General features: G+C 41.2%; 30 protein-coding genes. 10 read left to right on the plus strand and 20 right to left on the minus strand.

Annotated elements, in window-relative coordinates:
• Positions 1–5: 5 nt before the first annotated feature.
• Together ACH6CZ_RS04500 and ACH6CZ_RS04505 are read right to left on the minus strand one after the other, a co-directional pair.
• Positions 6–1,040, minus strand: coding sequence for a SepM family pheromone-processing serine protease (locus ACH6CZ_RS04500; RefSeq protein WP_374096213.1), 1,035 nt, complete (start codon positions 1,038–1,040; stop codon positions 6–8).
• The gene (locus ACH6CZ_RS04505; RefSeq protein ID WP_374096214.1) at positions 1,033–1,824 is read right to left on the minus strand and encodes a patatin-like phospholipase family protein; all 792 of its coding nucleotides are present in this window, start codon (positions 1,822–1,824) and stop codon (positions 1,033–1,035) included. The genes ACH6CZ_RS04500 and ACH6CZ_RS04505 overlap by 8 nt, the downstream gene beginning before the upstream one ends.
• A 120-nt stretch (positions 1,825–1,944) precedes the next feature.
• Here ACH6CZ_RS04505 and ACH6CZ_RS04510 point away from each other — a divergent pair, with 120 nt between their 5' ends.
• On the plus strand, positions 1,945–3,030 hold the full coding sequence (locus ACH6CZ_RS04510) for a hypothetical protein (RefSeq protein WP_374096215.1): 1,086 nt from the start codon (positions 1,945–1,947) through the stop codon (positions 3,028–3,030).
• Positions 3,031–3,042: 12 nt separating this feature from the next.
• Here ACH6CZ_RS04510 and coaD read toward each other — a convergent pair whose 3' ends face one another.
• The 3 genes from coaD to ACH6CZ_RS04525 all read right to left on the minus strand — a co-directional run bounded on the left by coaD (position 3,043) and on the right by ACH6CZ_RS04525 (position 4,712).
• Positions 3,043–3,528, minus strand: a complete 486-nt coding sequence (gene coaD / locus ACH6CZ_RS04515) for a pantetheine-phosphate adenylyltransferase (RefSeq protein ID WP_374096216.1) — start codon at positions 3,526–3,528, stop codon at positions 3,043–3,045.
• The gene (gene rsmD, locus ACH6CZ_RS04520; RefSeq protein ID WP_374096217.1) at positions 3,518–4,087 is read right to left on the minus strand and encodes a 16S rRNA (guanine(966)-N(2))-methyltransferase RsmD; all 570 of its coding nucleotides are present in this window, start codon (positions 4,085–4,087) and stop codon (positions 3,518–3,520) included. The genes coaD and rsmD overlap by 11 nt, the downstream gene beginning before the upstream one ends.
• Positions 4,088–4,421: 334 nt before the next feature.
• The gene (locus ACH6CZ_RS04525; protein WP_374096218.1) at positions 4,422–4,712 is read right to left on the minus strand and encodes a hypothetical protein; all 291 of its coding nucleotides are present in this window, start codon (positions 4,710–4,712) and stop codon (positions 4,422–4,424) included.
• 102 nt (positions 4,713–4,814) lie between these two features.
• On the opposite strand from ACH6CZ_RS04525, the gene ACH6CZ_RS04530 reads away from it, so the two are divergent.
• Entirely contained in the window at positions 4,815–5,210 is a 396-nt protein-coding gene (locus ACH6CZ_RS04530; protein WP_374096219.1) for a DUF7147 family protein, read from the plus strand.
• A 40-nt stretch (positions 5,211–5,250) separates the two neighbouring features.
• Here ACH6CZ_RS04530 and ACH6CZ_RS04535 read toward each other — a convergent pair whose 3' ends face one another.
• A complete protein-coding gene (locus ACH6CZ_RS04535; protein ID WP_374096220.1) occupies positions 5,251–5,526 on the minus strand; it encodes a YlbG family protein in 276 nt (91 codons plus the stop codon).
• Positions 5,527–5,605: 79 nt separating this feature from the next.
• Here ACH6CZ_RS04535 and ACH6CZ_RS04540 point away from each other — a divergent pair, with 79 nt between their 5' ends.
• A complete protein-coding gene (locus ACH6CZ_RS04540; RefSeq protein WP_374096221.1) occupies positions 5,606–5,920 on the plus strand; it encodes a hypothetical protein in 315 nt (104 codons plus the stop codon).
• A 73-nt stretch (positions 5,921–5,993) separates the two neighbouring features.
• Complete coding sequence (locus ACH6CZ_RS04545; protein WP_374096222.1) at positions 5,994–6,896, plus strand: glycerophosphodiester phosphodiesterase family protein; 903 nt, start codon at positions 5,994–5,996, stop codon at positions 6,894–6,896.
• A gap of 49 nt (positions 6,897–6,945) precedes the next feature.
• Here ACH6CZ_RS04545 and ACH6CZ_RS04550 read toward each other — a convergent pair whose 3' ends face one another.
• Both ACH6CZ_RS04550 and ylbD read right to left on the minus strand, forming a co-directional pair.
• The gene (locus ACH6CZ_RS04550; protein WP_374096223.1) at positions 6,946–7,392 is read right to left on the minus strand and encodes a YlbF/YmcA family competence regulator; all 447 of its coding nucleotides are present in this window, start codon (positions 7,390–7,392) and stop codon (positions 6,946–6,948) included.
• Between the two features lie 50 nt (positions 7,393–7,442).
• Entirely contained in the window at positions 7,443–7,775 is a 333-nt protein-coding gene (ylbD, locus tag ACH6CZ_RS04555; RefSeq protein ID WP_374096224.1) for a spore coat protein YlbD, read from the minus strand.
• A 71-nt stretch (positions 7,776–7,846) separates the two neighbouring features.
• Here ylbD and ACH6CZ_RS04560 point away from each other — a divergent pair, with 71 nt between their 5' ends.
• Entirely contained in the window at positions 7,847–8,320 is a 474-nt protein-coding gene (locus ACH6CZ_RS04560; protein WP_374096225.1) for a PaaI family thioesterase, read from the plus strand.
• Positions 8,321–8,345: 25 nt separating this feature from the next.
• On the opposite strand, the gene ACH6CZ_RS04565 is transcribed toward ACH6CZ_RS04560, so the two are convergent.
• Positions 8,346–9,419, minus strand: a complete 1,074-nt coding sequence (locus ACH6CZ_RS04565) for a CAP domain-containing protein (RefSeq protein WP_374096226.1) — start codon at positions 9,417–9,419, stop codon at positions 8,346–8,348.
• Positions 9,420–9,626: 207 nt separating this feature from the next.
• On the opposite strand from ACH6CZ_RS04565, the gene ACH6CZ_RS04570 reads away from it, so the two are divergent.
• Together ACH6CZ_RS04570 and ytvI are read left to right on the plus strand one after the other, a co-directional pair.
• Positions 9,627–9,986, plus strand: a complete 360-nt coding sequence (locus ACH6CZ_RS04570; protein WP_374096227.1) for a YugN family protein — start codon at positions 9,627–9,629, stop codon at positions 9,984–9,986.
• Between the two features lie 113 nt (positions 9,987–10,099).
• Positions 10,100–11,158, plus strand: coding sequence for a sporulation integral membrane protein YtvI (gene ytvI / locus ACH6CZ_RS04575; protein WP_374096228.1), 1,059 nt, complete (start codon positions 10,100–10,102; stop codon positions 11,156–11,158).
• Between the two features lie 70 nt (positions 11,159–11,228).
• Here ytvI and ACH6CZ_RS04580 read toward each other — a convergent pair whose 3' ends face one another.
• The 7 genes from ACH6CZ_RS04580 to cyoE form a co-directional block, all read right to left on the minus strand.
• On the minus strand, positions 11,229–11,690 hold the full coding sequence (locus ACH6CZ_RS04580; RefSeq protein WP_374096229.1) for a DUF420 domain-containing protein: 462 nt from the start codon (positions 11,688–11,690) through the stop codon (positions 11,229–11,231).
• A 24-nt stretch (positions 11,691–11,714) separates the two neighbouring features.
• Positions 11,715–12,635: a cytochrome c oxidase assembly factor CtaG gene (ctaG, locus tag ACH6CZ_RS04585; protein WP_374096230.1), complete on the minus strand. Its 921-nt coding sequence runs from the start codon at positions 12,633–12,635 to the stop codon at positions 11,715–11,717.
• A gap of 139 nt (positions 12,636–12,774) precedes the next feature.
• On the minus strand, positions 12,775–13,104 hold the full coding sequence (ctaF, locus tag ACH6CZ_RS04590) for a cytochrome c oxidase subunit IVB (RefSeq protein ID WP_374096231.1): 330 nt from the start codon (positions 13,102–13,104) through the stop codon (positions 12,775–12,777).
• 4 nt (positions 13,105–13,108) lie between these two features.
• Positions 13,109–13,738, minus strand: coding sequence for a cytochrome (ubi)quinol oxidase subunit III (locus ACH6CZ_RS04595; protein WP_374096232.1), 630 nt, complete (start codon positions 13,736–13,738; stop codon positions 13,109–13,111).
• Entirely contained in the window at positions 13,738–15,630 is a 1,893-nt protein-coding gene (gene ctaD / locus ACH6CZ_RS04600) for a cytochrome c oxidase subunit I (RefSeq protein ID WP_374096233.1), read from the minus strand. Before ctaD ends, ACH6CZ_RS04595 begins: the two co-directional genes overlap by 1 nt.
• Positions 15,631–15,656: 26 nt before the next feature.
• Positions 15,657–16,763 (minus strand): cytochrome c oxidase subunit II, encoded by a 1,107-nt coding sequence (gene coxB / locus ACH6CZ_RS04605; RefSeq protein WP_374096234.1) that lies wholly within the window; start codon positions 16,761–16,763, stop codon positions 15,657–15,659.
• 81 nt (positions 16,764–16,844) lie between these two features.
• Positions 16,845–17,759 (minus strand): heme o synthase, encoded by a 915-nt coding sequence (gene cyoE, locus ACH6CZ_RS04610; protein WP_374096235.1) that lies wholly within the window; start codon positions 17,757–17,759, stop codon positions 16,845–16,847.
• Between the two features lie 340 nt (positions 17,760–18,099).
• Between cyoE and ACH6CZ_RS04615 the strand changes: the two genes are divergently transcribed.
• Positions 18,100–19,023, plus strand: a complete 924-nt coding sequence (locus ACH6CZ_RS04615; protein WP_374096236.1) for a COX15/CtaA family protein — start codon at positions 18,100–18,102, stop codon at positions 19,021–19,023.
• A gap of 32 nt (positions 19,024–19,055) precedes the next feature.
• On the opposite strand, the gene pyc is transcribed toward ACH6CZ_RS04615, so the two are convergent.
• From pyc to ACH6CZ_RS04630, 3 genes are all read right to left on the minus strand, one after another.
• Entirely contained in the window at positions 19,056–22,499 is a 3,444-nt protein-coding gene (pyc, locus tag ACH6CZ_RS04620) for a pyruvate carboxylase (protein WP_374096237.1), read from the minus strand.
• 28 nt (positions 22,500–22,527) lie between these two features.
• A complete protein-coding gene (locus ACH6CZ_RS04625) occupies positions 22,528–23,769 on the minus strand; it encodes an FtsW/RodA/SpoVE family cell cycle protein (RefSeq protein ID WP_374096515.1) in 1,242 nt (413 codons plus the stop codon).
• Between the two features lie 119 nt (positions 23,770–23,888).
• Positions 23,889–24,170: an Fpa/YlaN family protein gene (locus tag ACH6CZ_RS04630; RefSeq protein ID WP_374096238.1), complete on the minus strand. Its 282-nt coding sequence runs from the start codon at positions 24,168–24,170 to the stop codon at positions 23,889–23,891.
• Between the two features lie 181 nt (positions 24,171–24,351).
• Between ACH6CZ_RS04630 and ACH6CZ_RS04635 the strand changes: the two genes are divergently transcribed.
• Complete coding sequence (locus ACH6CZ_RS04635; RefSeq protein ID WP_374096239.1) at positions 24,352–24,852, plus strand: peptidyl-prolyl cis-trans isomerase; 501 nt, start codon at positions 24,352–24,354, stop codon at positions 24,850–24,852.
• Positions 24,853–25,057: 205 nt separating this feature from the next.
• Here ACH6CZ_RS04635 and ACH6CZ_RS04640 read toward each other — a convergent pair whose 3' ends face one another.
• Positions 25,058–25,513, minus strand: a complete 456-nt coding sequence (locus ACH6CZ_RS04640; protein ID WP_374096240.1) for a pyridoxamine 5'-phosphate oxidase family protein — start codon at positions 25,511–25,513, stop codon at positions 25,058–25,060.
• 111 nt (positions 25,514–25,624) lie between these two features.
• Between ACH6CZ_RS04640 and ACH6CZ_RS04645 the strand changes: the two genes are divergently transcribed.
• A complete protein-coding gene (locus ACH6CZ_RS04645) occupies positions 25,625–25,828 on the plus strand; it encodes a YlaI family protein (RefSeq protein WP_374096241.1) in 204 nt (67 codons plus the stop codon).
• Positions 25,829–25,868 lie beyond the last annotated feature (40 nt).

The raw sequence follows: 25,868 nt of genomic DNA on the forward strand, positions 1-25,868 counted from the left end.
ACTTTTCATAATGAATTTAAATATTCCAGCGCGTCCTCAAACTTTTTGACTGGAACAATCTCCATATCAGTTCCTATACTTTCTGCAGTCTGTACAGCCGCTTCATAATTCGTTTGAAGGGCAGGATTTCCTTCTAATGCTTCTTTCGGCAGCTCATCATCAGGTGCAAAAAAGATTTCGATCCCCTGACGGTCTGCTGCCACGACCTTCTGCTCGATGCCGCCGATTCTGCCTACAGCTCCTTCAGCAGAAATGGTACCTGTACCAGCTACCATTTTACCTGCAGTCAGATCTTCTTCTACAAGCTGATCATAGATTTCAAGTGCGTACATTAAACCGGCTGATGGTCCGCCAATCCCGCCTGAATCAATTTCCACTTCAGGGTCTGTCTCAAGTTCAATATCATCTGCAAGCGAGATTCCCATGCCTACCTGATTATCGTTTTCAGGAAATGTTTCAAGTGTAATATCGCCTGTTCTCTCTTCTTCATCTCTGTCATAGAAAAGGGTAACTGTATCCCCTGCTTCTTTTTCAGAAATATAGTCAATAAACTGTTCAGATGACTCCAATGGAATATCATCCACCTGCTTAATTCTGTCACCAGCTCTTAATACACCTTCCGCCGGCATGCCAGGAAATACATTTAATATATAAATACCGTTATACTGATATTCAAACTCAGCACCTGCTTCCCTGAATGCAACTTCAATTGCCTGTGCTGCTGAATTATCCATTAAATAAAGCTGTCTGACAGAATATTCATCTTCACTTTCATGCGGGTTTCTGACTTCTTCTACTTCATAGATTTCCTGAAAATCACTAAAATACGCCCATGCATAAGCAAATACATTTGCCTCAACCTGGGACACGGTCATTAGTGAAAAGTCCCCTTCACTTTCTGTACCATCAGTCACTTTCACAATATCATCAAGTGCAAAAGCATTTCCTGGTTTTTGAATATAATAAGGTAATGTATAAAAGCTTAAAAACACTGAAACCAGCATGATGATTGTCAATGTCAGCATCATTTTTTTATTCATGTTTGTGCAGCTCCTTCCAGCGTTCAATTTCTTCTAATATGTCAGGCAAAGCTGCTTCAGCAGCTTCTTCTCCAAGCTGAATAATTTCTTTGGCGTGTTGAAAAGATTTGCTGCTGAATTGTTCTACCTGAGGTGAGATCAATACGTCCGCTCCACTCATTTTCAAATTGACAATTTCAGTCTGCAGGATATCAATGCTTTGAATAATCACATCATAGATTGTTGTGATTTCAGCATTCTTCTTGACCTGTGCAACATCTACCCCAATGACAATATCGGCCCCCATATTCTTTGCAACAGACGCAGGAACCCTGTCAATGACACCGCCGTCCACGAGCAGCTTACCGTCTATTTTTTCAGGAACAAATATCCCAGGTATAGCCGTGCTTGCCCGGACTGCACGATCTATTGGTCCTGTTGTAAATACGACTTTTTCTGCTTTGATCAGATCGGTTGCAATGATTGAGAGCGGAATATTCAAGTCTTCAATATTTTTATGATGAGTAAACAATTTGACGAACTGCCTGAATTTATCACCTGATATAAACCCCATTTTTGGTACTGTTAAATCCATGAAGTATTTACTCCTGAATGTTACTGCAAGCCTTTCCATATCAGCCAGACTGTGCCCGGCACTATATAAAGCACCGACTAATGAGCCCATGCTGCTGCCTGATATGTAATCTATTTTTATTTTTTCACGTTCCATTACTTTTAACACACCAAGATGAGCAAATCCTCTTGATCCGCCCGAACCAAGCGCAAGCCCTATTTTAGGATTCATACGCCTTCCCCCTAACCATCAGTTCTAACAAGCCTGAAATGTCATACAATGCTCTTACAGTTAATTTTAGCACTGCTGATGTTTAAAAAGAACTAATCACAATGCAATGGAGCCGATTCAATGAAATACAAAGAGCATATCGTTTCACTGACGTTTTTGATATTTTTTATATTTATGCTCTATTATCCAGACCAAACGATTGATGCCTCACTTAACGGCATGAAGTTATTTGCAGAAATTATTTTCCCGTCTCTTTTCCCGTTTTTTGTATTAACTGCTATACTCCCCTCGATTTCATGGGTAAATCAGTTTGCCGGCTTTTTCGGTCATCTGATGAGACCGGTATTTAATGTTTCAGGCCAGGGAGCGCTCGTATTCATTGCAGGTTCATTATCAGGGTTTCCAATCGGGGCAAAAATGACCGCTGATTTACTTAAAAATCATAAAATCAGCATACCCGATGCCCAGCGACTGATTTGCTATACAAACGGGGCAAGTCCGATGTTTTTAATTGGCGCTGTTGCCGGCGGACTGATGAACCGGCCTTCTTTAGGCATCATAATGTTTTTATGCCATCTATGTGGCAACATACTGATTGGAATAGCAGCAGGCAGACTGATTAAAGGACCCTCCTTGAAAAGAAATCCTGCAGCTGACCAGAGGGTGGATTATTTATCACTCTTTAGAGAATCAGTCACCGTTTCATTAAAACAGCTGATGAGCATCGGTGGATTAATCGTATTTTTTTCCGTATGTATTCAATTAGTCAAGCAGCTCCTGACTTCTATTGCGAGTGACCAATATGCGGAAAAAATCCAGCTCATCACATCAGGTATACTTGAGCTTTCTAATGGGGTCGATGCAGCTGTCAGATTTTCAGGTGCGGAAGCAGCTTTAATTGTACTTGCAATGGTTTCATTCAGCGGGTTGTGCATACATATGCAGGTCATTACGTTTATTCATCAGCTTCCCATTTCATACAAGCCTTATTTATTGTCCAGGCTGTTTCATATGGTTCTTTCACCTGTCATTTTTCTGATTTACTCTTTATTCATTCCGCTTCCTGAAAGCACTTTACCCGCAGAAGACGTGATGGGACAGATCAATAGCGGCATAAATGTTTATCAATTCATAACAGTGTCTGTTCTACTGTTCTGCTCGATGATCCTGTTACATCTCCGGTATATACAAAAGTCCCGGTATTAGCCGGGACTTTCATTATTTCACCATATATTTTTGTTTCAGCGCCTCTTCCACTTCTACAGGGACAAGCTCTGAGATATCCCCTCCGTAGCGCGCGACTTCTTTTACAATACTTGAACTCAAGAACGAATACTGGTTATTTGTCATGATAAAAAATGTCTCAAGGTCATTATGTAAGACTCTGTTCATTGAAGTAATCTGCATTTCATATTCAAAGTCAGATACTGCGCGTAACCCGCGGATAATCACATTAGCTCCCACTTCCTTTGCGTAATCCACCAGTAACCCCTGATAGGAATCCACCTTAATATTCGGAATGTCCTTTGTGACTGATCTGATTAATTCCATTCTCTCTTCCACTGAAAACGCCGGTTTTTTTGATGAATTATTTAATACAACGATATGCAGTTCATCAAAATTTTTGGCACCGCGTGAAATAATATCTAAATGTCCAAGTGTAATCGGGTCAAAGCTCCCAGGACATACTGCTTTACGCTTCATGAGTTTCTTCCTCTCTTTTGTAAATAGAAATACCAGTCGTACCATACAGTTCGTATTTTATTCTGACAAGGCTGCCGGTTCGATCAGGCGCTTCTGTATTTGCATCATGCTCACACATCACCACTCCTGCCTCTGACAGCATCTCGTGCTCATCAATAAAAGCAAGGTAGGTATCCAGGTGTTTATTTTTATAAGGCGGATCTAAAAAGATGCATTCAAATTGAAGCCCTCTTTTCGCAACCGCTTTCAAAGCTCTCTCTGCCTCGTTGCGGTATACTTCTGAATGAGCTTCATACGCACATTTATTTATATTATCTTTCACTGTCTGAAAAGCTTTGCGGTCTTTATCCACAAATATCATATGATCAAGGCCTCTGCTCAGCGCTTCAAGACCAAGGTTCCCACTTCCGGCAAACAGATCAAGTCCGTTGCCTCCTTCAAAGTATGGACCGATCATATTGAAAATGGCTTCTTTCACTTTATCAGTGGTTGGTCTTGTATTCGTGCCGGGGACAGCCTGTAGTTGAATGCCTCTTTTATCTCCGGATATAATTCTCATTTTCTCACCACAATCTCTCGTTACAATTTGTCAATAATTGATAAAGTGTCACACTTTTCGTACCTATGCTACCATAATTGACCGGGAACCGCCATGTGATACTGTATTTTTTCAAAAAAGAGCCTGAGACATTTGTAAGTCTCAGGCTCGACAATCGTTCCGTTCGCTTCGGGCGGACGCTTTCCGTGGGGAGGACCGTTTTGTGGTCCAATCTTTACCGCTCATGCTTCGCCTTACGGGTTCTCACCTGTCCGTATACTCCCACTGGAGTCGCCGCCCTACGCTCCGCTACACTATATATGGATATTTAATTCTAAAAATTAGATGTAATATATTACCCCGAATCAGGCAGATCAGCGGTGAAGTCTCCTGCTCCCATTTCATGAACGATCTCATCAAGGTCAGGCAGTTCATCGTTTTCTGCTAATGTGTCTTTGAGTTCCTGCAGAGACATTTCTTTCATCTCTTCTTCTCTTGCGAGTTCAATGAAGCCATAAGCGACTAACGCTGTGACAATGGCTGCTACAAGCCAGCTTTCGTCTTTTATTTCTGTTTCGTTTTTACTGCCTGGAAGAAAATAAATGATGATCAATAAAAGTACAATGACGATTACTACGATATGCATCGTGATCACCCCTTTTTATATTCTTTAACAGAAAGCATTTAATTGAAACCTGTGGTACATTAAGGATGGAAAGTTTATAAAATTTTTTAAGCAGGTGAAATAATGATTCAACGTTTTATTGAACTAGGTGAAGGTTATGCAGATGTGTATGAATTGCTCGATTTAATCAAATATAATAAAGAACGTGCGATGAGACTGGCTGTATTCCATACAGAACTGAATGGCAAAAAGGTGGTCTCTCCTGCACTGATTATGAACAAGACTGAAATCGGGAATTTCCAGGCAATCTATATATCCACTGAAGGCATTCCGGATCTTGAAAAGCCTTCTGAGCGTCTGAAGCTGATTGAGAGCGCAGCTGAAAATTCAGGTATCCCTGTCGTGCATCTCGATGTACAGCCTTCGGTTATTTTCGGGGAAAAGGAGCTTTATTTCCAGCATTTGATCGGGATTTTGAGAATGAACCGGTATATTGCACCACTTTCATCATCATTTTAAGACACAAAAAGGCGGAGCATATGCCCGCCTTTTTAAATTGTCAAAGACCCATTTTGTAATCATACTCTTTTGCTTTATCCGGTCTTGCATTCTCATATTCTGTTTTAATAAAAGGTCTGAGTGATACGTCAACTTTTTTTACATAAGAGTAATTCGAGAGTTTTTCTGTTAATTTTTCAATTTCACTCTGATTACAGTATAATAATACATACTTCATTTTTCTTGATACGTAATGCACGTTCCCAAAGCGCCTGAGCGTTTTAGCGTGCTTTAAGCTGTGCAGCCATACGATTAATCCTTGACGCTCTGTCAGCATAGTCATTACCTCACTCGTTTTTCTTACACAAAATTGTAGCATACAGGATGCCTTTCCGGCAACGAAAGGAAGCGCTTATATGGATATCAATGATATTTGGGATCGGTTTATTTCATTATTAGATGAAGAACCAGGCATAGTGAAGGCTGATTGGAAAAAATCAGCAGGTATTCCTTTTTTGTATTTGCATGCAATGAAGGCTGACCGTCAGGAAGTTGAACAGAAAATAAAGAGGTGTGCTGTCCGTGCGATGAGAGGAAAAAGGCTGAATGCTGAAACAATCTATGTACGGGCTGATCATGAACACTGGGTTTACCGCCACCGCTTTTACGTTCCTCAGGAAAAAATGTTCTGTTGCGGAAACCTTTGCAGTGATTGTATCCGCTTCAGATGAGCTTATGTTTGTGAACAACTGTGCTGCGTGCTAACATTAAAATGTGAAATATTTGTATAAGGGAGGATTTGAAATGGGAAAGAAGATGAATATCGGGCTCGCGCTTGCTGCTTCTGGTGCAGCGATCTGGGCAGGAACGAAAATGACATCAAAACCAGCTAAAAGATCAACGAAAAAGTTTTTTGAAGGTGAAAAACCACGCGTATTTGCTCATAGAGGCGGAGCGGCCCTAGCACCTGAAAGTTCACGCGCAGCTTTCAAACAGGCTGCTGAACTCGGGGTAAATGGATTTGAAATTGATATCCGTATGACAAAAGATGAAGAGCTTGTCATCTTCCACGACCAGTTCATTGACCGTACGACGAATGGTGCCGGCAGAGTAGCGGACTATACGCTCTCAGAACTGAAAGAATTTGATCTTGGCTATCATTTCAGAGACCTGCAGGGTGAACAGACTTACAGAGACAAAGGTGAACAGGTGCTGAGCCTGAAGGAAGCGCTTGAAGCGTTCCCGGACATGCTGTTTAATATCGACATGAAAGAAGATCCTGATACTTATGAAGGAAGCCTGATGCCTTCAAAACTTTGGCGTCTGATTGAAAAGCTTGGCGTAGAGGACAGAGTTCTTGTCACCAGCTTTTATGATGAGCAGATTGACCGCTTCTCTCTCTACTCTCAGGACCGCGTTGCGATTGGTGCCGGTGAAAATGAAGCAAGAAAAGCATTCTCATTATACCGCAGTGGATTCGGACATCTTTATCACCCGAATACTGACGCGATTCAGATTCCAACAAAACATAAATCAATCCCGCTCGATTCAAAAGGATTTATTGAGTTTTTAACTTCACTGAATATCCATGTTGAATACTGGACTGTAAATGATGTGGAAACAATGGACCGCCTGTTGAGACTGGGTGCTGACGGAATTATTACAGACCGTCCTGACATTGCAATGCAGCTTGTTAAAAACGATTAAAAAACTGACGGAATGCTCATCGCATTCCGTCAGTTTTTCATTACAGATATTAAGCTGAGCACGAGCAGCCCCCGCCTGAGCCGCAACCACCGCTGCAGCCTGATTGGGAATCAAAAAATGGATTACCTGTAGGAATTTTTACATTTTCAGATACTGCATGACCGATCAGCGAACTTACTTCATCAAGTAATTGCTGTAATTCGTTTTCTGCCACTCTGAACTGCGCAACATTCGGATCCATATCCATGTCTCTTTTTGTCTCGCGTATCTCCTTCATTACTCTGCTGTAATCAGGGTGATATCTGCCAAAACGCTGTACTTCTTCATATAATTCCTTTAAAGCATTGAACTTATATATTTTATTCATAGACGTGCTGGACGATTTTAATGTGCGGTACTTCTCATAATAATTTTCTAATGTTTCTGAATGCAGGATGGCTTCAGACAATTCATCTGATGCATCAAGCAGCTGGATTCTTTCCATTGTCGCTAACATATTCGCACCTCCACATTTATCATAACATGAAATACGTCAATTTAATCCCCTTATTGCTTCCATTGTTTCATTAAAATATCATCTTCCTGATCACTCTGCCCATTAAAATGGTTCAGCATCTCCTGAAAAAAATCAAGTCCAGACTGAAGACGCTTTGAATACTCTTCAATCTGTGATGGATCAAAATGCTGTATTTTATTCTTCATCGCCGAGAAAAGCTGATCGAATTCGATTGCAGAACCTTTATCGTCTTTTTCAAATAAAATCCACTCTTCATATAATTTTTGCCACGTGGTTTCTTCCCGTCTGACCTTTTTCACAAGTTCAGGGTGTTTTTTCACATACAGCTTAAACTCATCTAAACGGTTGGTGTGTGTAGACATCGGACCCCTCCTCTTTATTTCTATTTTATATTTTATGGTAAAATGAGTTGAATGGTTAAAGGGGGCACATGATGAATACAATCGACCAATTGCAGATAGACAAGTTAAACGATGATGAGAAGAATATTATTGAGCAGGTATTGAGAGGATTTGAATCCAAGAGGCAGGGAAAAAGCACCTCTTATGTCAGTGCGATGTATGCGATGGAACACGAATTTGATGGCGAGGTGCTCAAACTGACAATGCCTATCTCGCCCATTGTATATAATTCATTAGGTATTATGCACGGCGGAATTACTGCTACTGCGATTGATACAGCAATGGGTACACTGGCAAATAAAATTGTCCAGCCACATAAAGCAGCTGTCACCAGTCAGCTTAATCTACACTATACTGCGCCTATTCAGGAAGGCTCTATTCACGCATATGCGAAAGTCATTCATCAGGGCAGTAAAAGTATGGTGATCGAGGGATGGGTGGAGACATCTGATGGGAAAAGAGCTGCTCATGCAACAGGTTCTTTTTTTATGATAGAGAGAAAATAAAAAAAGGCTGCGATCACGCAGCCTTTTATTGTTCATTTTGTATAGAGTAGCTCTCTTCTTCTTCATCCTGGTCGTACTGAACGAAGTCCTGTGTGAAATAGCTTCCGTATACACCTGAACCGGTATGTGTAAACGTATCATTCAGCATTGTTTCACGGTGGTCTTCTGAATTGAGCCACCCGTGAACAACAGCCGGAGTCAGAAAATACTGTGAAGCAGTATTTTCACCTGCTGATTGATACGTTCGATTCAACGTGTCAAGTCTGTCAGATAAACCGGGTGGCTCTTCTGCTGATTCTGAAGACATCAGCTCGCGCGACTTACTTAATTCTTTCGCTGCTTCAGCAAGCTCATTATCCCAGATTAATTCATTTAACCCCATTGATGATCTGATAAAATTAACGATATCAAACATCTGACGTTCATTCGCCTCATTAACCTCATCCAATACCATCTGGTTCTGATCAGCAAGCGGTCCGCCTTCTACTGAGCCTTCATAAGGCTGTTGATCAAGCAGTGTTTCTTTATCTAGATAATATACGCCCAGCAGCTGATTTGATACTGAGTCTATCATTAATTGTGCGTAAATATCTTCAAACTGGACAAGCAGCCTTGTATGAAGATCCTGCTCGCTCAAATCAAGCTGGTAGACCCTGCCGTCATCCTCCACGATAATCTCACTGTTAATCATGGTGAATTGATAGATATCCTGAACTGATTGACCTGTGAAGTATGGCGTACTGTCATACGCATTCCCCATTACAAATAATGCTTTTACTTCATTATTCTTTACCGCCGCCTGCATATATCCGTTTTCAACCATATAGATATACCACGTCACCCCGTTTCTGCCAGGGTCCATTCTCTCCGGTTCACCATATGCTTCAACCATCTGATCAGCAGTTTTACCGATATATACTGATACACCGGATTTAGGTCTGGTCAGACTTTCAGATGAAGGAATGTCAGCATTTTCATTGGAATCTACATTAAATGGTTCATTTTCAAGCTCTTCGTTTTCCTGAAAAGAGGGACCATTATAAAAGCCAATGAGGAATATGACTAATATGACTACGCCTATTCTGATCATTGCTTTCATTCATGTCCCTCCTTTTTGTCTATTATCTTTATTATACATAGAACCAGGCTATAATAATAGCAGTAGAGTCTATCCTAAGTGTCATCTTTTTGCCACAAAAAAACTCAGAAATTATGAATGACTTAATTGCAACTTGTTACTGTTTCGACTATTATTAAGCATGAGACGACTTATTATTAAAACTGGTTTACAGGAGGAGATTTTCAAATGCGATTTGAAAATACTGGATTAGAATCTCTATTAATCGAATTTGATCCATTAGAAGATGTTATGAATGAACATGGTATGGTTCGTGCCGGTCAATGGGACTGGGAACGTGTTACATACGACAGAAAATTTGAAATCCGTGAAGGTACTTTTTACCTCCGTATTTTCGGATACACTGAAAAAGGTGATATTGGTGCGAGCGATGCTGATGTCAAGCTTCTTACACCGCTATTAGGCAAGCACTACTACCCTCATGGTGTTGAATATGGTGAAGGCGAAGAGTTCCCTGAGCACCTTGTACAGACTTGCGAAAAAATCTTAGTTGCCATTTATGAAGATCTGTCTAAGATCGCTATATAATGGTCAGGAGCCATGCTATAATGGCTCTTTATTTTATATATAGCCATAATTTACGCTGAAAAGCGTCTGAATATCCTCTATAAGTACAATAGAATTTTGAAAGGGGACCGGCATTGAACAAGTTATTTACTAAAAAAAATGTAATCACGACATTCGTCGTACTCGTTTCATTATTGCTGATTTACTTCATCTTACCCGTTTCAGTCCCTTTGATTGCCGCTCTCATTACAGCACTTATATTAGATCCGCTTGTAAAGCTGATTGAAAACAGGACGAAATTCAACAGGAAACTTTCTGTTGGTACAGTGTTTATATTATTTCTTGGCACAATCGGTTTTCTCCTGTACATAGCTGTAACTAAAATAATCGGACAAGCCATCCAATTTGTTGAGAGGACGCCTGACTATGTGAATGAGCTTGCAGTCTGGTGGGAATCTGTTGAAACTGATATGGCAATTACATTTGCTCAGGTACCTCAGCAGGTAATGTCTCAGACGAGTGCAGAGATTAATAACTTTATCAACGATTTCAGAACGAGCATCACCAATTCTATCAATGCTGAAAGTGTTACGGGAATGATTACAAATATTCCTGACTACCTCGTCAGCTTTCTTGTATATCTGATTGCATTGTTCCTGATCATGCTTGATCTCCCGGCAATCCGGAAAAATATTTATAAACACCTCAAAGATCAGACTGCTGAAAAAGTGCGGTTTATGACTGCGAGACTATCAAAAGTTATATGGGGATTTGCAAAAGCGCAGTTTCTCGTCAGTTTATTAATATTAGCTGGTTCACTGATCGGACTGTATATCATTGCACCGGAAGTTGCGCTTGTGATGGCAATTATCATCTGGCTGATTGATTTGATTCCGATCATTGGATCAATTGTCGTTTTAGCACCGTGGGCTATTTTCCAGCTGATCACAGGTGATATTGAACAAGGTACGCAGCTTGCTATACTCGCAGCTGTCCTCCTGATTATCAGAAGAACGGTGGAACCGAAAGTAATGGGTACACATATTGGTCTTTCACCTCTTGCAACGCTGATCGCTATGTTTATCGGGTTAAAATTATTCGGCATTCTCGGCTTTATCATTGGTCCGTTAATCCTGATTATCTTTAACTCCGCTAAGGAAGCCGGTATCATTAAAATGGACTTTAAATTCTAGATACTTTCCATCATGTATATGATAAGAAAAAGCGCGCCATTTTTCGGCGCGCTTTTTCTTATCATATTTTTTATGTTCCAAGAATGGCTTTTATAACAGAAGTCGTTTCTCCGCCTTCATACAACACGTATAAAAGCAGATATACCATTACACCCGTAATTGCAGTTGCAAACCAGATAACTGATGTAACAGGTCCGATTTTACGGTGTTTTTTAATTCTGTTTTTGTATCCAAGCCAGATAGTAACGAGTCCAAATACTGCACCGGTTGTGGCAAGAATGATATGAAAAATCAGGAATAGTGTGTAATAAATCTTCATGTCATCAGGGCCGCCAAATGCCGTATTGCCTGCAAAGATTGTTCTGCTCATATAAATAATGAAGAACGTTAAAGCAGCAATTGCTGCAGCAAACATTGTTTTCTTATGTGCTTCAATTTTACTCTTTCTAACCAGTGCCCATCCTATAGCGACCAGTACTGCACTTAATACGATGAAAAAAGTACTTAATGTTGGTAATAAGGGTAATGTCATGTTCTTTATCCTCTTTCTATATCATCATGATAAAGTTTTTGGTTCTCTTGCCGCATATAATGAAGCATTTAATGCATCCTCTTCAGATCTTTCTTTTCTATACCATTCAAAGAATACCTGGGCGAGAATGACCCCATAGATAATTTCCTGAATGATTTTCATAATGACGCCGCCTACCTGCTGATCCTCAAGCGGCTGCAAATTAGTAAACAGTTCAGGACCGGTTATTCCGAGTCCACTTAGACTTTGAAGCGTAGCAGCCGGTACACATAACGCCATTGCCTCAAGCCATGCCCCGCCATTGAAGAAGGTATCATACATCGGATTATTCGCAAAAATAATTAATGCACAAGCCGGTGTAAGCAAGATGCCATCAGCAAAAATATAACCGATCTTTTTTACTCCACTCAACTTATATTCTCCTTCTAATGTGTTAACAAGCGGCCACCACATTAAGAACGAGAAAACAAAGATGGTACCTGTAACGACTGAGTGAAGCAGCATATCCACCTTAATTGTATCGAATATTAATGGTATATGGTAAAAAGAAAATGCGCCATTAAATAAAATCAGTGCAATTAATGGTTTCGTAAAGAAGCTGAAAATCGGTTTAATAACCGGTAGATTTAAAAGAGTGTTCCACATATAATTTGGTACACCCGCAATTAATAAAGGCGGAATTAATAAATAAAATATACCCATTTGAATCATATGTACGGAAAACAGAATGTGTCCCCATACATCTAAAGGTGATCCCTTAATGATGTAAATGATCACGACAGCTGTAAGTACTAAAGCCGTTTCTTTGCGGGTAATCGGCCTTGAATCATGAAATTTATGTCTCCATTTCGTTGCTGCTAAAAAGAAGAGCACGGTTAACACGGTCAGGCTGATAAAAAAGTAAGGACTCCACAGAGCCTGGAATCCGAATATGCTAATCGACATCAGGCACCTTCCTTTCTGAATATTCCTGTCTCATCTCTTTTATTATAAAGCTCCAGACCCTTTACTTCAATGCGCCGAGATGACAAGTTCATGAACGATAGACATAGAAAAAGACCGGCATATGCCGGCCTTCATCATTTTACCACCAGACGATCGTCAGGAACGTCAGAACAGTAACAAATGCAATCAGTGCACCAGAGTAAAGGAAAAGCGCTGCTGTTCCGTGACCCTTATGGCTCATGTGCATGAAATAATAAAGCTGTAATACAACCTGTCCTGCTGCTAATACAAGCAATACAGGAAAAGCATAAAACTTATCAAAGTCTGCAATGACGATGATAAAAGCGATAAACGTCATGAAGATCATCATCGCAAAAGATGTTACCTGTCCGCGCATTTCATCGCGTGCTTTTCTGCGGCGGTATTCATAATTGACTTTAGGGTTAGCTGAAGTTGATTCGTGTGCCATCAGTTTATCCCACCATTCCCATTAAGTATACAACCGTGAAGATGAATACCCATACAACGTCAATGAAGTGCCAGTATAGAGAAGCAACAAAGAACTTCGGTGCGTTATAAAGGTTCAGTCCACGCTTGGCGTTACGAACAAGAAGAAGTGTAAACCATCCAAGTCCCACTACAACGTGCGCTCCGTGGAAGCCGACTAATGTATAGAAAGCTGAACCGAAAGCACTGCTTGTAAATGTGTGATGAAATTCATGAACATAATGGTTAAACTCATAAATTTCAAAGCCTAGGAATGCAAGGCCAAGGAATACTGTGATCAGTAACCATGTTTGCATTTTCTGGTAGTTATGATTCTTCATGTGATACATTGCATAGACACTTGTCAGAGATGATGTTAAAAGAAGCATCGTCATGATAAAGACAAGTGGCAGTTCAAACATATCTGCTGCCAGATAGTGATCATTACCCGGAACTTTATCTTTTAAAGCCAGGTATGTTGCAAATAGTGAAGCGAATAAAACTGTTTCTCCACCAAGGAAGAGCCAGAATCCTAAAAATTTGTTCTTACCTTCAAGGGTAGTTTTTTCAGGAGATTCAGGCCACGTACGAGCCGTGTATTTTTGATTCATATCCATTACTCCCTACCCCCTTTATCATGATCGTCCATTAGTTCTTCTTTATGAATATGATAACCATGATCATCTTTCAGTGAACGCACTGCCATTGAGCCGATCGTGATTAGCATACCGGTGATTAGTACTGGAATTGACCATACATAATCTGCACCGTCAGAAGCTCTCCAGTCAATCTGGTACATCGCACCAAATGCTGCAATGAATAAACCAAGAGACATGACGAATGGAATGAATGAGTTGTTAGGCATGTGAATGTCACCAAGCGGTTCTGCAGGTGTCATTTCAGTACGTCCTTCCATCTTTTCAATCCAAAGCGGATCAAGACCACGAACAAGTGGAAGCTGCTTAAAGTTATAGTAAGGCGGTGGTGATGAAATCGCCCATTCAAGCGTACGTCCATCTCCCCAAGGGTCATTTCCAACACGTACATTTTTAATTTGTGTAATCACAACATTGTAAAGAAGAACAATCACACCAAGTGCCATGAAGAAAGCACCGATTGTACTGATCATATTGAAAAGATCAAGACCTTGACCAGGCAGGAACTTCCAGATACGTCTTGGCATACCCATTAATCCAAGGAAATGCTGGATAAAGAATGTGCCGTGGAATCCGATCAGGAATAACCAGAACGTGATCTTTCCAAGTGTTTCATTCAGCATTGTACCGAACATTTTCGGCCAGTAGAAATGCGTACCTGCAAGTAGTCCAAGTACAACACCACCAATGATTACATAGTGGAAGTGAGCAACTACAAAGTAAGAATCGTGATATTGGTAGTCAGCTGCAGCTGATGCAAGCATAACCCCTGTAACACCACCGGCAACGAATGAAGGGATAAATGCTACTGCATAAAGCATTGGCGTTGTAAAACGGATGCTCCCGCCCCACATTGTAAGAAGCCAGTTAAAGATTTTAACCCCTGTAGGAACGGCAATAGCCATTGTCGCTACAGCGAAGATCGCGTTCGCAGTTGGCCCAAGACCAGTTGTGAACATGTGGTGCGCCCATACCATGAATCCAAGGAAACCGATCAGTACTGTTGCGAATACCATCGCAGCATAACCGAAGAGACGCTTTTTAGAGAATGTAGAAATAATATCAGAGAAAATACCGAACGCCGGAAGAATCAGTATGTATACTTCCGGGTGACCGAAGATCCAGAATAAGTGCTCCCAGATTATCGTATTTCCTCCCATTGTTACATCAAAGAAGTTCGCGCCAAACATTCTGTCAAACAGCATGAGGAACAGTCCCACAGTCAGTGGAGGGAATGCAAACAGAATCAGTGCTGATGCAACAAATGTTGACCATGTAAATAGCGGCATACGCATGTAAGTCATACCAGGCGCACGCATGTTAATAATCGTAACAAGGAAGTTAATCCCCGCAATTAATGTACCGGCTCCGGATATCTGAAGACCTAATACATAAAAGTCAATACCATGACCAGGTGATGCGAGTGATAGTGAAGCATATGAAGTCCACCCTGCATCAGGTGCTCCTCCAAGGAACCATGAAAGGTTAAGGAAGATTCCACCGAAGAAGAATAACCAGAACCCAAGTGAGTTCAGGAATGGAAATGCTACGTCACGTGCACCAATTTGTAATGGTACAACTGCGTTCATAAAAGCAAATAATAGCGGCATGGCTGCTAAGAAGATCATTGTCGTTCCATGCATGGTAAGTAATTCATTGTATAGTCCTGCTGACACAAAATCATTATCAGGAACCGCAAGCTGAATACGGATCAGCATTGCTTCTATACCGCCAACCAGGAAGAAAAATCCGCCGGATACAAGATAAAGAATGGCGATTTTCTTGTGGTCGACCGTTGTGAGGTAGTCCCATAGGACTGCTAAGAAACCTCTTTTTTCAGCAACGGTACTCACTAAGTATACCTCCCTTAAAAATCAAATTATTCAGAGTAAACCTTTAAGCTCATTAAGTATTCAGTCAGTGCATCGAGATCCTCATCAGATAGGTCGTCTTCATTATAACCACCCATTGTGTTACCAGGCTTTAAGACGTCAGCGTTACGGATCCAGTTCTTGATATTTTCAGCATGAACTTCATCTGAATCCTCATTATCTAGGATTCCCGCAGTGTAAGAACGTTCTCCAAATGAAGCCAGGTTAGGCCCTGGTGAAGTTCCAGCTCCCTGTGTCGGATTAGTAGCGTGACACCCGATACATCCCTGCTCTTCAAATACTGCAAACCCATCAGCTACAGTATCACTTTCGAAGTTCTGCTCAGCTTCTCCAGCTTCCTGCATTGCAGCAATCCAGCCGTCAAAGTCTTCCTGAGACATCGTCTGTACTTTAAAGTCCATTAAAGCGTGCGATGGACCACAAAGCTCAGCACACTTACCGTAGAACAGGTTATTAGCTTCTTCAGCTTTTTCACCATCAAAGTTCAAATAAAATGTGTTCATATTATCAACGTTTGTATCAATCTTTCCTCCAACTGCCGGAATCCAGAATGAGTGCTTAACGTCAGAAGCGATTACATTAAAGTAAACATTTTGATCTGTTGGTACAACCAGATCCTGTGCAGTTACAACGCCCTGGTCAGGATAAGAGAATTCCCACCAGTAGAGGTTTGCACGTACATCAATTACAAGTGCTTCTCTGCTTCCTTCTTCATCTTCTACTTCCATTCCCTGAGTGTCACCAAGTTCAAAAGTCAGAGCAACAGTAGGAACTGCAAGGATAAGAAGAAGAATAATTGGAATAACAGTCCAGATAACTTCCAGTCTGTGACTTCCTTCCACCTGTTTTGGAATAAAGTCTTCACCCAGCTTCGAGCGGCGGAACTTAGTAACAGCGATAACATAAACGATTGCTACAACGATGATTACAAGAACCATGATCGCCACACTCAGCATCATCAGGTTGAATTGCTTCTGTGCTACTTCACCCGCAGGTTGAAGTGTTGACAGAAACGGCTCTCCACAGCCGGAAAGAATAAACGCCATTGCCGCTACGAGCGGCAGAAAACGCCATTTCTTAAGCCCATTTTTCATAGCTTTTTTAAACCCCTCTTTCATTCGAATATTCTTGTTGATGGAGACTGTTTATATGGATTTCTCTAAAGAAAGAATTCCCTAAATAAATGTAAGAATGACCATACCTGTAAACATAATTGTCAGGTAGTTTAATGAATAAACAAACATCATTGTTGCCCATTTGTGGTCATTTTTTGCTTTATAGCCCTTGATCGCAAGTACAAGCCAGCCGATATTCAACACTGTTGCGAGTACGATAAAAGCGGTACCAAGTGAAGGCAATAAAAATGGCAGCGGGAACAAGGCAATCACCCATAGAAGCATCGACAGCTTCGTTCTCGCAAACCCTTTAACTACAGGCAGCATAGGAACACCTGCAGCACGATATTCTTCAACCCTTCTCATTGCAATTGCATAAAAATGAGGTGGCTGCCACACAAACATAATCAAAAATAACGCAATTGGCACTGCACCAAGACCGGGATCAATTGCTGCCCAGCCAATTAATGGAGGTACTGCACCAGAAATACTGCCGACGATTGTATTGCTGGCGTACTTTCTTTTTGTCCACATTGAATAAAGGACAACATAGCTGAAAACGCCAAACAATCCGATTAATCCGGCTGTGATTGTCGTCATAAACAACATAATTTCACCAAATATTACAAAACCGATCCCAAGACCAAGCGCTCTTGAAGGTGCTACACGGCCCGTTACAGTTGGGCGGTTTTTCGTTCTTTCCATTAATGGATCAATATCACGGTCTATGTAATTGTTAATACTGCATGAGCCCGCAACAACAAGTGACGATCCGATTAAAGTAAGAAGCATAACATCAATTGAACCTAAAAAGTACGTATCGGTAAAATAGAGCGCTAGCCATAACCCGGTAAACGCTGTAATAAAGTTAGAGTTCACAATACCGATCTTAATCAGAGCGAGGAAATCTTTCCAAGCAGTTGTTTCAGAAAAATCTGCCTCTTTTACAGCCGACACAACTCGACTATTTGACACACTTTCCCCTCCTCTCCAAACTTGCTAATACATTATACTACATCTACTATAAAGGATAGCGAACGTGATTTCTATATTTAAAATGAAATTCAGACAACTTCTGAAATGATGCCTTTAAATAAATGTAACAATTCTTTCACATCTTTTGCCTTTTTCCCTGTTATGAATTATTTTTATATAGTTTTGCAATGTGAAAATTATTTGTCTTAACACTTGAAGAATATTTGATTTTTACACAAAAAAGGTACACTCAAAGTTTAATCTGTACCATAATAGACATTACGAGTATTTCATTCAGTACAAAGTACTTAAACGAGAAATAAATGAGAAGGTGAAACTTTTGCAATCTAAGGGATTAAAAATTCTAGGGGTTGTTACGACGCTTGTCATGCTGATGGTTCTTCTTGGCGGTGCGCTTGTAACGAAAACTGATTCAGGTCAGGGTTGTGGACAATCCTTTCCATTATGTCATGGTCAGATCATTCCTGATCAGTTAGAAATTGAAACAATTATAGAGCTTTCCCACAGAGTGGTTTCAGCAGGAGCAGGATTTTTAGTACTGGCATTGTCTATCTGGTCATGGCGTGCAATGGGACATATCCGGGAAACGAATTTTCTCGCCATCCTGGCTTTCTTCTTTCTAATGCTTCAGGCTCTCCTTGGTGCAGGTGCCGTTGTATGGGGACATTCAGATATCATTCTGGCTGCTCATTTTGGTATATCACTGATATCTTTTGCAGCTGTGTTACTTCTGACTCTTCTTATATTTGAAGTGGACAAGAAATTTGATGCCTATAAGCTAGTGATTGACCAGAGAATTAAACGCCATACGTATGGATTAATGATTTATATTTTCGCAGTGGTCTATTCAGGTGCTTTTGTCAGACATACTGAAGCAAGCCTTGCCTGCCCTGACTGGCCATTTTGTGTTAATTCCTCACCAGGGAACCTTTCGCTGAATTATATTCAATGGATTCAGATGGGACACCGTATGGCCGCAGCATTTATTTTTATCTGGATTATCTATGTAGCAGTAATCGCCATTAAAAATTATAAACATCAAAAAGTGGTTTACTATGGCTGGATCATTGCTTTAGTACTTGTAACAGGACAGGTCATAACCGGAGCACTTGTCGTTGTGACGAAGCTGAACCTGCTGCTTGCATTATCACACGCACTGATTATTTCACTGTTGTTCGGTTTACTGAGTTACTTTATTCTTTTAATTTCAAGAAGTAAAATAAATAGTAAAAAAGAAAGTTGAGCAGATTCGCTCAACTTTCTTTTTTTTGTGACTTAGCTGTCTCTTTTCAGTCTGATCATCAGGTCTCCAGGAGATAAAGACTCTCCACTCTCAACACAGACTTCTTCAACAGTGCCATCAAACGGTGCCTGTACAGTCGTTTCCATCTTCATGGCTTCAGTAATAATCAGGTGTTCACCTTTTTCTACCTGATCCCCTACTGATACGACAACCTGAATAACAGTACCAGGCATTGTTGCACCAAGTTGTTCAGGATTAGACGGATCTACTTTTTGTTTGACCGCAACAGTTGATTTGATGCTTTCATCTTTAATTACAATCTCACGCTGCTGACCATTCAGGTCAAAATACAATACTCTCGTTCCATCTGCTCTCGCTTCCCCAATAGAAACAAGCTTAAGAATCAGCGTCTTACCTGTTTCAATCTCAACCTCAATTTCTTCATTCAGTTTCATACCGTAGAAGAATGTTGGTGTATCGATTACTGATACATCACCGAACTTTGTAGCTGTATCTGTGAATTCTTTAAAGACTTTCGGATACAGTGCATGTGCCAGGGCATCAAAGCTTGTAACAGGTCTGCCAAGCTCATGGAACAGCTCTTCTTTCAGCTTATCAAAATCAACCGGCTCCATCAGCTCACCCGGTCTTACTGTGATCGGCTCTTTACCTTTAAGGATGACCTTTTGAAGATCTTCAGGGAATCCGCCGTGCGGCTGTCCAAGGTAACCGGAGAAAAGTTCGATCACTGAGTCAGGGAAGTCAATTGAATTTCCTTTTTCAATGACTGACTGTTCATCAAGGTCGTTTTGAACCATAAACAATGCCATGTCGCCGACTACTTTAGATGAAGGTGTAACTTTTACAATATCACCAAACATCTGGTTCACACGCGCGTACATTTCTTTTACTTCTTCCCAGCGTGCGCCAAGGCCGACCGCTTTCGCCTGCTGCTGAAGATTGGAATATTGTCCACCAGGCATCTCATGCTTATAAATCTCAGAGTGCGGTGAGTTCATACCGCTTTCAAACGGTGCGTAGTATTTTCGTACATCTTCCCAATAATGAGAAAGTGTCTCTGAGTGATCAACATCAAGCTTCAACTGTCTCGTATTCCCTTTCAGTGCATATGCAAGAGAGCTCGCGCTTGGCTGTGAAGTCAGTCCGCTCATTGACCCGAGGGCTGTATCCACAATATCTACTCCCGCTTCAATCGCACGCGCATACTGGAAAATACCGTTTCCACTTGTATCATGCGTATGAAGATGGATCGGGAGGTCAACAGTATCCTTCAGCTCAGAAATCAGACGGTATGCAGCTTCCGGCTTAAGCAGGCCTGCCATGTCCTTAATCGCCAGAATATGAGCACCCTGATTTTCAAGCTCTTTAGCAAGTGCTTTGTAGTAGTCAGTGTCATATTTTGTACGCGTCGGATCAAGAATATCTCCTGTATAACAGATTGCCGCTTCAGCTACTTTTCCTGAATCGCGTACTGCTGTGATAGCTGTTTCCATCCCTTCAACCCAATTCAGGCTGTCAAAGATTCTGAAGACGTCAATCCCTGCATAAGCAGAACGCTTAACAAACTCCTGGATCACATTGTCAGGGTAGTTTTTGTAGCCAACTGCATTAGATGCACGGAGCAGCATCTGGAACATGACATTCGGGATTTTCTCTCTCAGTGTAAGCAGTCTCATCCACGGGTCTTCCTTCAGGAATCTGTAAGCTACATCAAATGTAGCGCCACCCCACATCTCGAATGAGAATAAGTCATTTTGCATACGGGCAGAAGCATCCGCTATATTTTTCAGATCTACTGTTCTGACACGTGTAGCAAGCAGAGACTGGTGGGCATCACGGAATGTCGTATCAGTGACAAGCACATCATCCTGTTCTTTTACCCAGTCCTTCAGACCATCCGCACCCCGCTCATCAAGGATCTGCTTTGTCCCTGCCGGAGGAGCTTCAAGCAGATTCACTTTTGGAATTCTCGGTTTGCCAAAGTCAGGCTTCTCACCTTTATCAACCCCTGGAAATCCATTTACTGTGACATTCCCGATGTAAGCAAGCATTTTTGTTCCTCTGTCTTTTCGTTTGGGGAAAAGGAAGAGTTCAGGTGTATGATCAATAAATGATGTATCATACTCACCGCTTAAAAACTTCTCATGCTTTACTACATTCTCTAGGAAAGGAATATTTGTTTTGATTCCACGAATACGGAATTCTTGTAAATTTCTGACCATTTTAGCTGCAGCTTGTTCAAAAGTCAGCGCCCATGTAGAAACTTTCACTAAAAGTGAATCATAGTGAGCTGAGATTTCTGCGCCTTGATATCCGTTACCTGCGTCTAGACGAACACCAAACCCTCCACCTGAACGGTAGGCCATAATACGTCCTGAATCTGGCATAAAGCCATTTAGCGGATCTTCTGTTGTCACACGTGACTGAATCGCAAAACCGTTCAGCTGGATTTCATGCTGCTTTGGAATACCCACTTCACGGCTGTGCAGTGTATGACCTGCAGCAATTTTTAACTGCGACTGTACAATATCCACACCTGTAATCATCTCAGTAATTGTATGCTCAACCTGGACACGCGGATTTACTTCAATGAAGAAGAATTCGTTGTTTGCAACGAGGAATTCCACTGTACCGGCATTTACATAAGATACATTATTTGCGAGTTTAACTGCCGCATCGCAAATATCATCGCGTAATCCTTCAGGAAGTGATACTGAAGGTGCAACCTCAACAACCTTCTGATGTCTTCTCTGAATGGAGCAGTCACGCTCATATAGATGGATAATTTCACCCTCGTGGTCACCTAAAATCTGTACTTCAATATGTTTTGGATTCTCAATAAATTTCTCAACATATACTTCATCGTTACCAAACGCAGCTTTGGCCTCGGATTTTGCACGGTTATATGATTCTTGTACGTCACTCGCTGAACGTACAATTCTCATTCCGCGTCCGCCACCGCCAAGGGAAGCTTTGATAATGAAAGGAAAACCGTGCTGCTCTCCAAACTTTTCTACTTCTTCAAGACTTTCAACAGGTCCATCACTTCCAGGAATAACAGGAATATCTGCATTAATCGCCTGTTGTCTTGCTTTCACTTTGTCCCCGAACATATCAAGGTGATCTGAAGTCGGCCCTACAAATGTTATCCCTTCTTCTTCACAGCGTCTTGCAAAATGAATGTTTTCAGAAAGGAATCCGTAACCCGGGTGGATGGCATCTACGTTCGCACGCTTGGCGATTTCAATAATGCCTTCGATATCGAGGTAAGCATCAATTGGCTTTTTCCCTTCACCTACAAGGTAAGCTTCATCGGCTTTAAAACGGTGGAATGAACCACTGTCCTCTTTAGAATATACAGCGACTGTACGGATATTTAATTCCGTACAGGCGCGAAACACCCTGATTGCAATTTCTCCACGATTTGCCACTAATACTTTGTTAATCTTTTTCATAATGATCCTCCTCTATGATGTCAAACTTCTAGCGATACAATCTTGCTGTGTTTTTTTCATTCATTGAAGATGTGCTACTTTTCTGTTGCGGGACATTTTGCTTCTCTTTTGCAAAATATTTCTCTTCATATCTCACAAACATTGATACATTCATGAGCAGTCCCATCGAAAGAGAAAGAAGAATCAGTGAAGACCCGCCATAGCTGATAAATGGCAGCGGCACACCAGTAATCGGTATTAACCCTGACATTCCGCCAAGATTAATAAATGTCTGAATTCCAATCATGCTTGAAATACCTATGGCAAGCATTTTACCAAATTGGTTTCTGCATCTCAGTCCGATCATGATTCCCTTTAATACAATATAAGCGAGGCCGAAAAGCACAAACCCAACCCCGAATATACCTAATTCTTCAGCGATGATTGCCATAATAAAGTCTGTGTGCGGTTCAGGCAGAAACCCGAGTTTTTGTATACTCTGGCCAAGCCCGGTGCCCCAGAGTCCCCCATTACCTATCGCGTAATAAGAACCGACCAGCTGCCAGCCATTATCACTGATATGTGCAAAAGGATCCTGATACGCAGCAATTCTCCCGAGACGCTCCTCAGAAAAAATCCGCTGAAAGGTGCCGCGGTTGAATAGAAATAATATACCCGCAAATACACTGATCACACCACCTGCTAGGGCTGCAAGCTTTAACATGCTTTTTACTTTCATCCCTGAAGCGACGATTACACTCATTCCAATTGCGAAAACAATTGCCGCTGTTCCAAAATCGGGCTCAGCTGCAATCAGGAAGCACGCAAAAACAAGTATAATGATCGGTGGCATTACCCCTTTATTGAACTCGTTAATGTACGATTGTTTTTTAGCGTAAACTGCTGAAAGGTAGACAATCATCCCGAGCTTTGCAAATTCAGCAGGCTGCAGCTGGAATCCGGGTAACATAATCCAGCTTTGCGCATTGTTTACTTCAGATCCGATTATATGTACTGCAATTAGGAGCACAAACATCAGCCCGAAAATTAATTTCAGCATAAATCCTTCTTTATAGAGCTTATAAGGGATTAATGCCATTACAGTGAAGCCTATCACTCCAATGATTAAGTTTCTGAGCTGTTTTGTGTAAAAGTAATCCGGATTCTGGTCAAGGATTTCTACTGAGTACACCATTCCTGCACTGTAGACCATGACTACCCCGAAAATTCCTAAGAGTATGTATACAGCCATCAATGAATAATCGTAAGACCTGAACATTCTTTTCAGAATGGTCGACATTCTTTATCAGTCCCATCTGTATATTTATTCAACAGGAAATATGTAAAATCCTCTTTTTTTGATATAAAAAAACTCAAACAATCTGAAAAGTTTGTTTGAGCGGGAATAAGTTATTTATTGGTAAAAGCATCATGGAGTGCTGACATTTCTTTCTCAAGCGAGTCTATTAATGTCTTTCCATCCGCTTCATCCACAAGCCCGAGCCTGACGGCGAATTCTATTTCACGGGATAACCCAAACATTTGCGTATCTAATACCTCTTCATACAATGGACACTGGGGCATCGTTAAGTTATCCATTTGAACTTTGATTAGCTGCGCTATTTTTTCGGCATCTTTACGTAAAAGCTCATAGGCTTTTTCACGATGGTCAATCTTCATTTCTGATGTCACACTGATCCCCCCCAATCCATTCAGTTTTCATGCGATACATGATATCTGCTTAACCTAAAGTGTAGCGTTTTATCGAGGAAATTGCAAGCAGTGACTTGCCTAAACAGCACGTTTTCAAAATGTGACACAATCAAAATTCCGATGTATACTCAGGAGACAGAAATAAAAAGGGGATGAAATGATGAACGACATTATACCAATTACCGGCCGGGTAAAATTCCAGCTTACAATTGACCCAAGTGTATGGATCTTTGATGAAAGAAAAATAGATCTCACGACTTACTTTGATGAAGAGCGTACAGAAATTGATGAAATTGAACAATATTCCAAAGCAGTCGCTGAACATTTCTCAAAAGAAATAAAAGAAGGCGCAGAGATTCCAAAGCCTGCATCACCGGCTAAGAAGCGCTATGAAAAAGAAAAGTTGCTCAACGGTACTTTCGGAATCAAAATGAAGCCTTTTATTCAGAATGCTGAACCTGAAGCAGGCGCGGAAAAAGTAATGATCTCCACGTCTGAAAGTGTTCATTCTTTTACAATAGAAGAAGCAGGGGACTTAATTATGGCTTTTTCAAAAGACGGCAAACCGCTGCGTGAAGACGGCCCGGTTCATATTTTATTTGAAGACGGCTCAAACAGACACAGCCCAATCACGCACGTCAGGAAAATTACATTATCTTAAAGAAAAACTAGGTTAAATAACAATAGTGTCTTAGCACAGCTGGTGATTGCAGCGGAAGGGGGCGACTCCAGCAGGTGAAGCGTGACAGGTGAGACCCCGGAAGCGAAGCTGAGGAGGCTCACCGCACGCCCTGCGGAAAGCGTTCCCCTGGAGCTGCAATCACCAGCCCAGTTTAACAAAGACTAAAAAAGCACTGATTTTCAAGTCAGTGCTTTTTCAATTCCTCCATCACCTGCTGATCCAGGTTTCTTGCGGCCTGCTCATCGTATGTTTTAGCAAAAGCCGGTTCAGTCACAATCTTCGCACCGTAAAACATCACATCTCTCACTTCATCAATGTCAAGCCTGATAATCGAAAGTCCGATTGGTACATCAGCTGATGACTGTCCCACTACTGTTGCTTTGCCACTGATTGAATAGGTGCTTCCCCCTGCAATAATTGAGAGTGAACATAGCGGCTGTTTTTCAACATTTTTTATGATTCTTGAACGATGATCTACTGCAAATATCAGCACCGAGTCATCTTTTGCATGAACCCAGGATAGCGAGGCAACATTTGTACCGCCAGTCTCAGCGTCGACAGTTGTGAGCTGTACAAAACGCTCATGCAGAAATTCTTCATATAAACCTGGTGTTAGGTGATCTTCAACTCTGTTCGCCACGTTATCACTCCTTTTTCGGACTATTATACAGCAGATTTTCTTCCCTTAACAGTTCCTGCCTTCCACATGTTATAATGACTATACCAGTACTGATAAAAAAGGAGCTTTGTCATGAGAGTTAAATGTTTTTTATGCGATAAAATTGAATCAATTGAAGATTTCAGCCCACTTGCAAAGAAGCTCCGCAACCGGCCAATCCACACTTATTTATGCGATGAATGCAATATGCGTATAGAAAGTAAAACAAAAAAACGTATTGCAACCGGTAATTTTAAGCAATATAAAAGTTCAAGAAAAATTGAAAAAGATTTTTAAGCAGATAAAAACCCCAAAGTGACTGGACTTTGGGGTTTTT

The sequence above is a fragment of the Jeotgalibacillus sp. JSM ZJ347 genome (assembly GCF_044383825.1).
In the GTDB taxonomy this organism is placed as follows: domain Bacteria; phylum Bacillota; class Bacilli; order Bacillales; family Jeotgalibacillaceae; genus Jeotgalibacillus.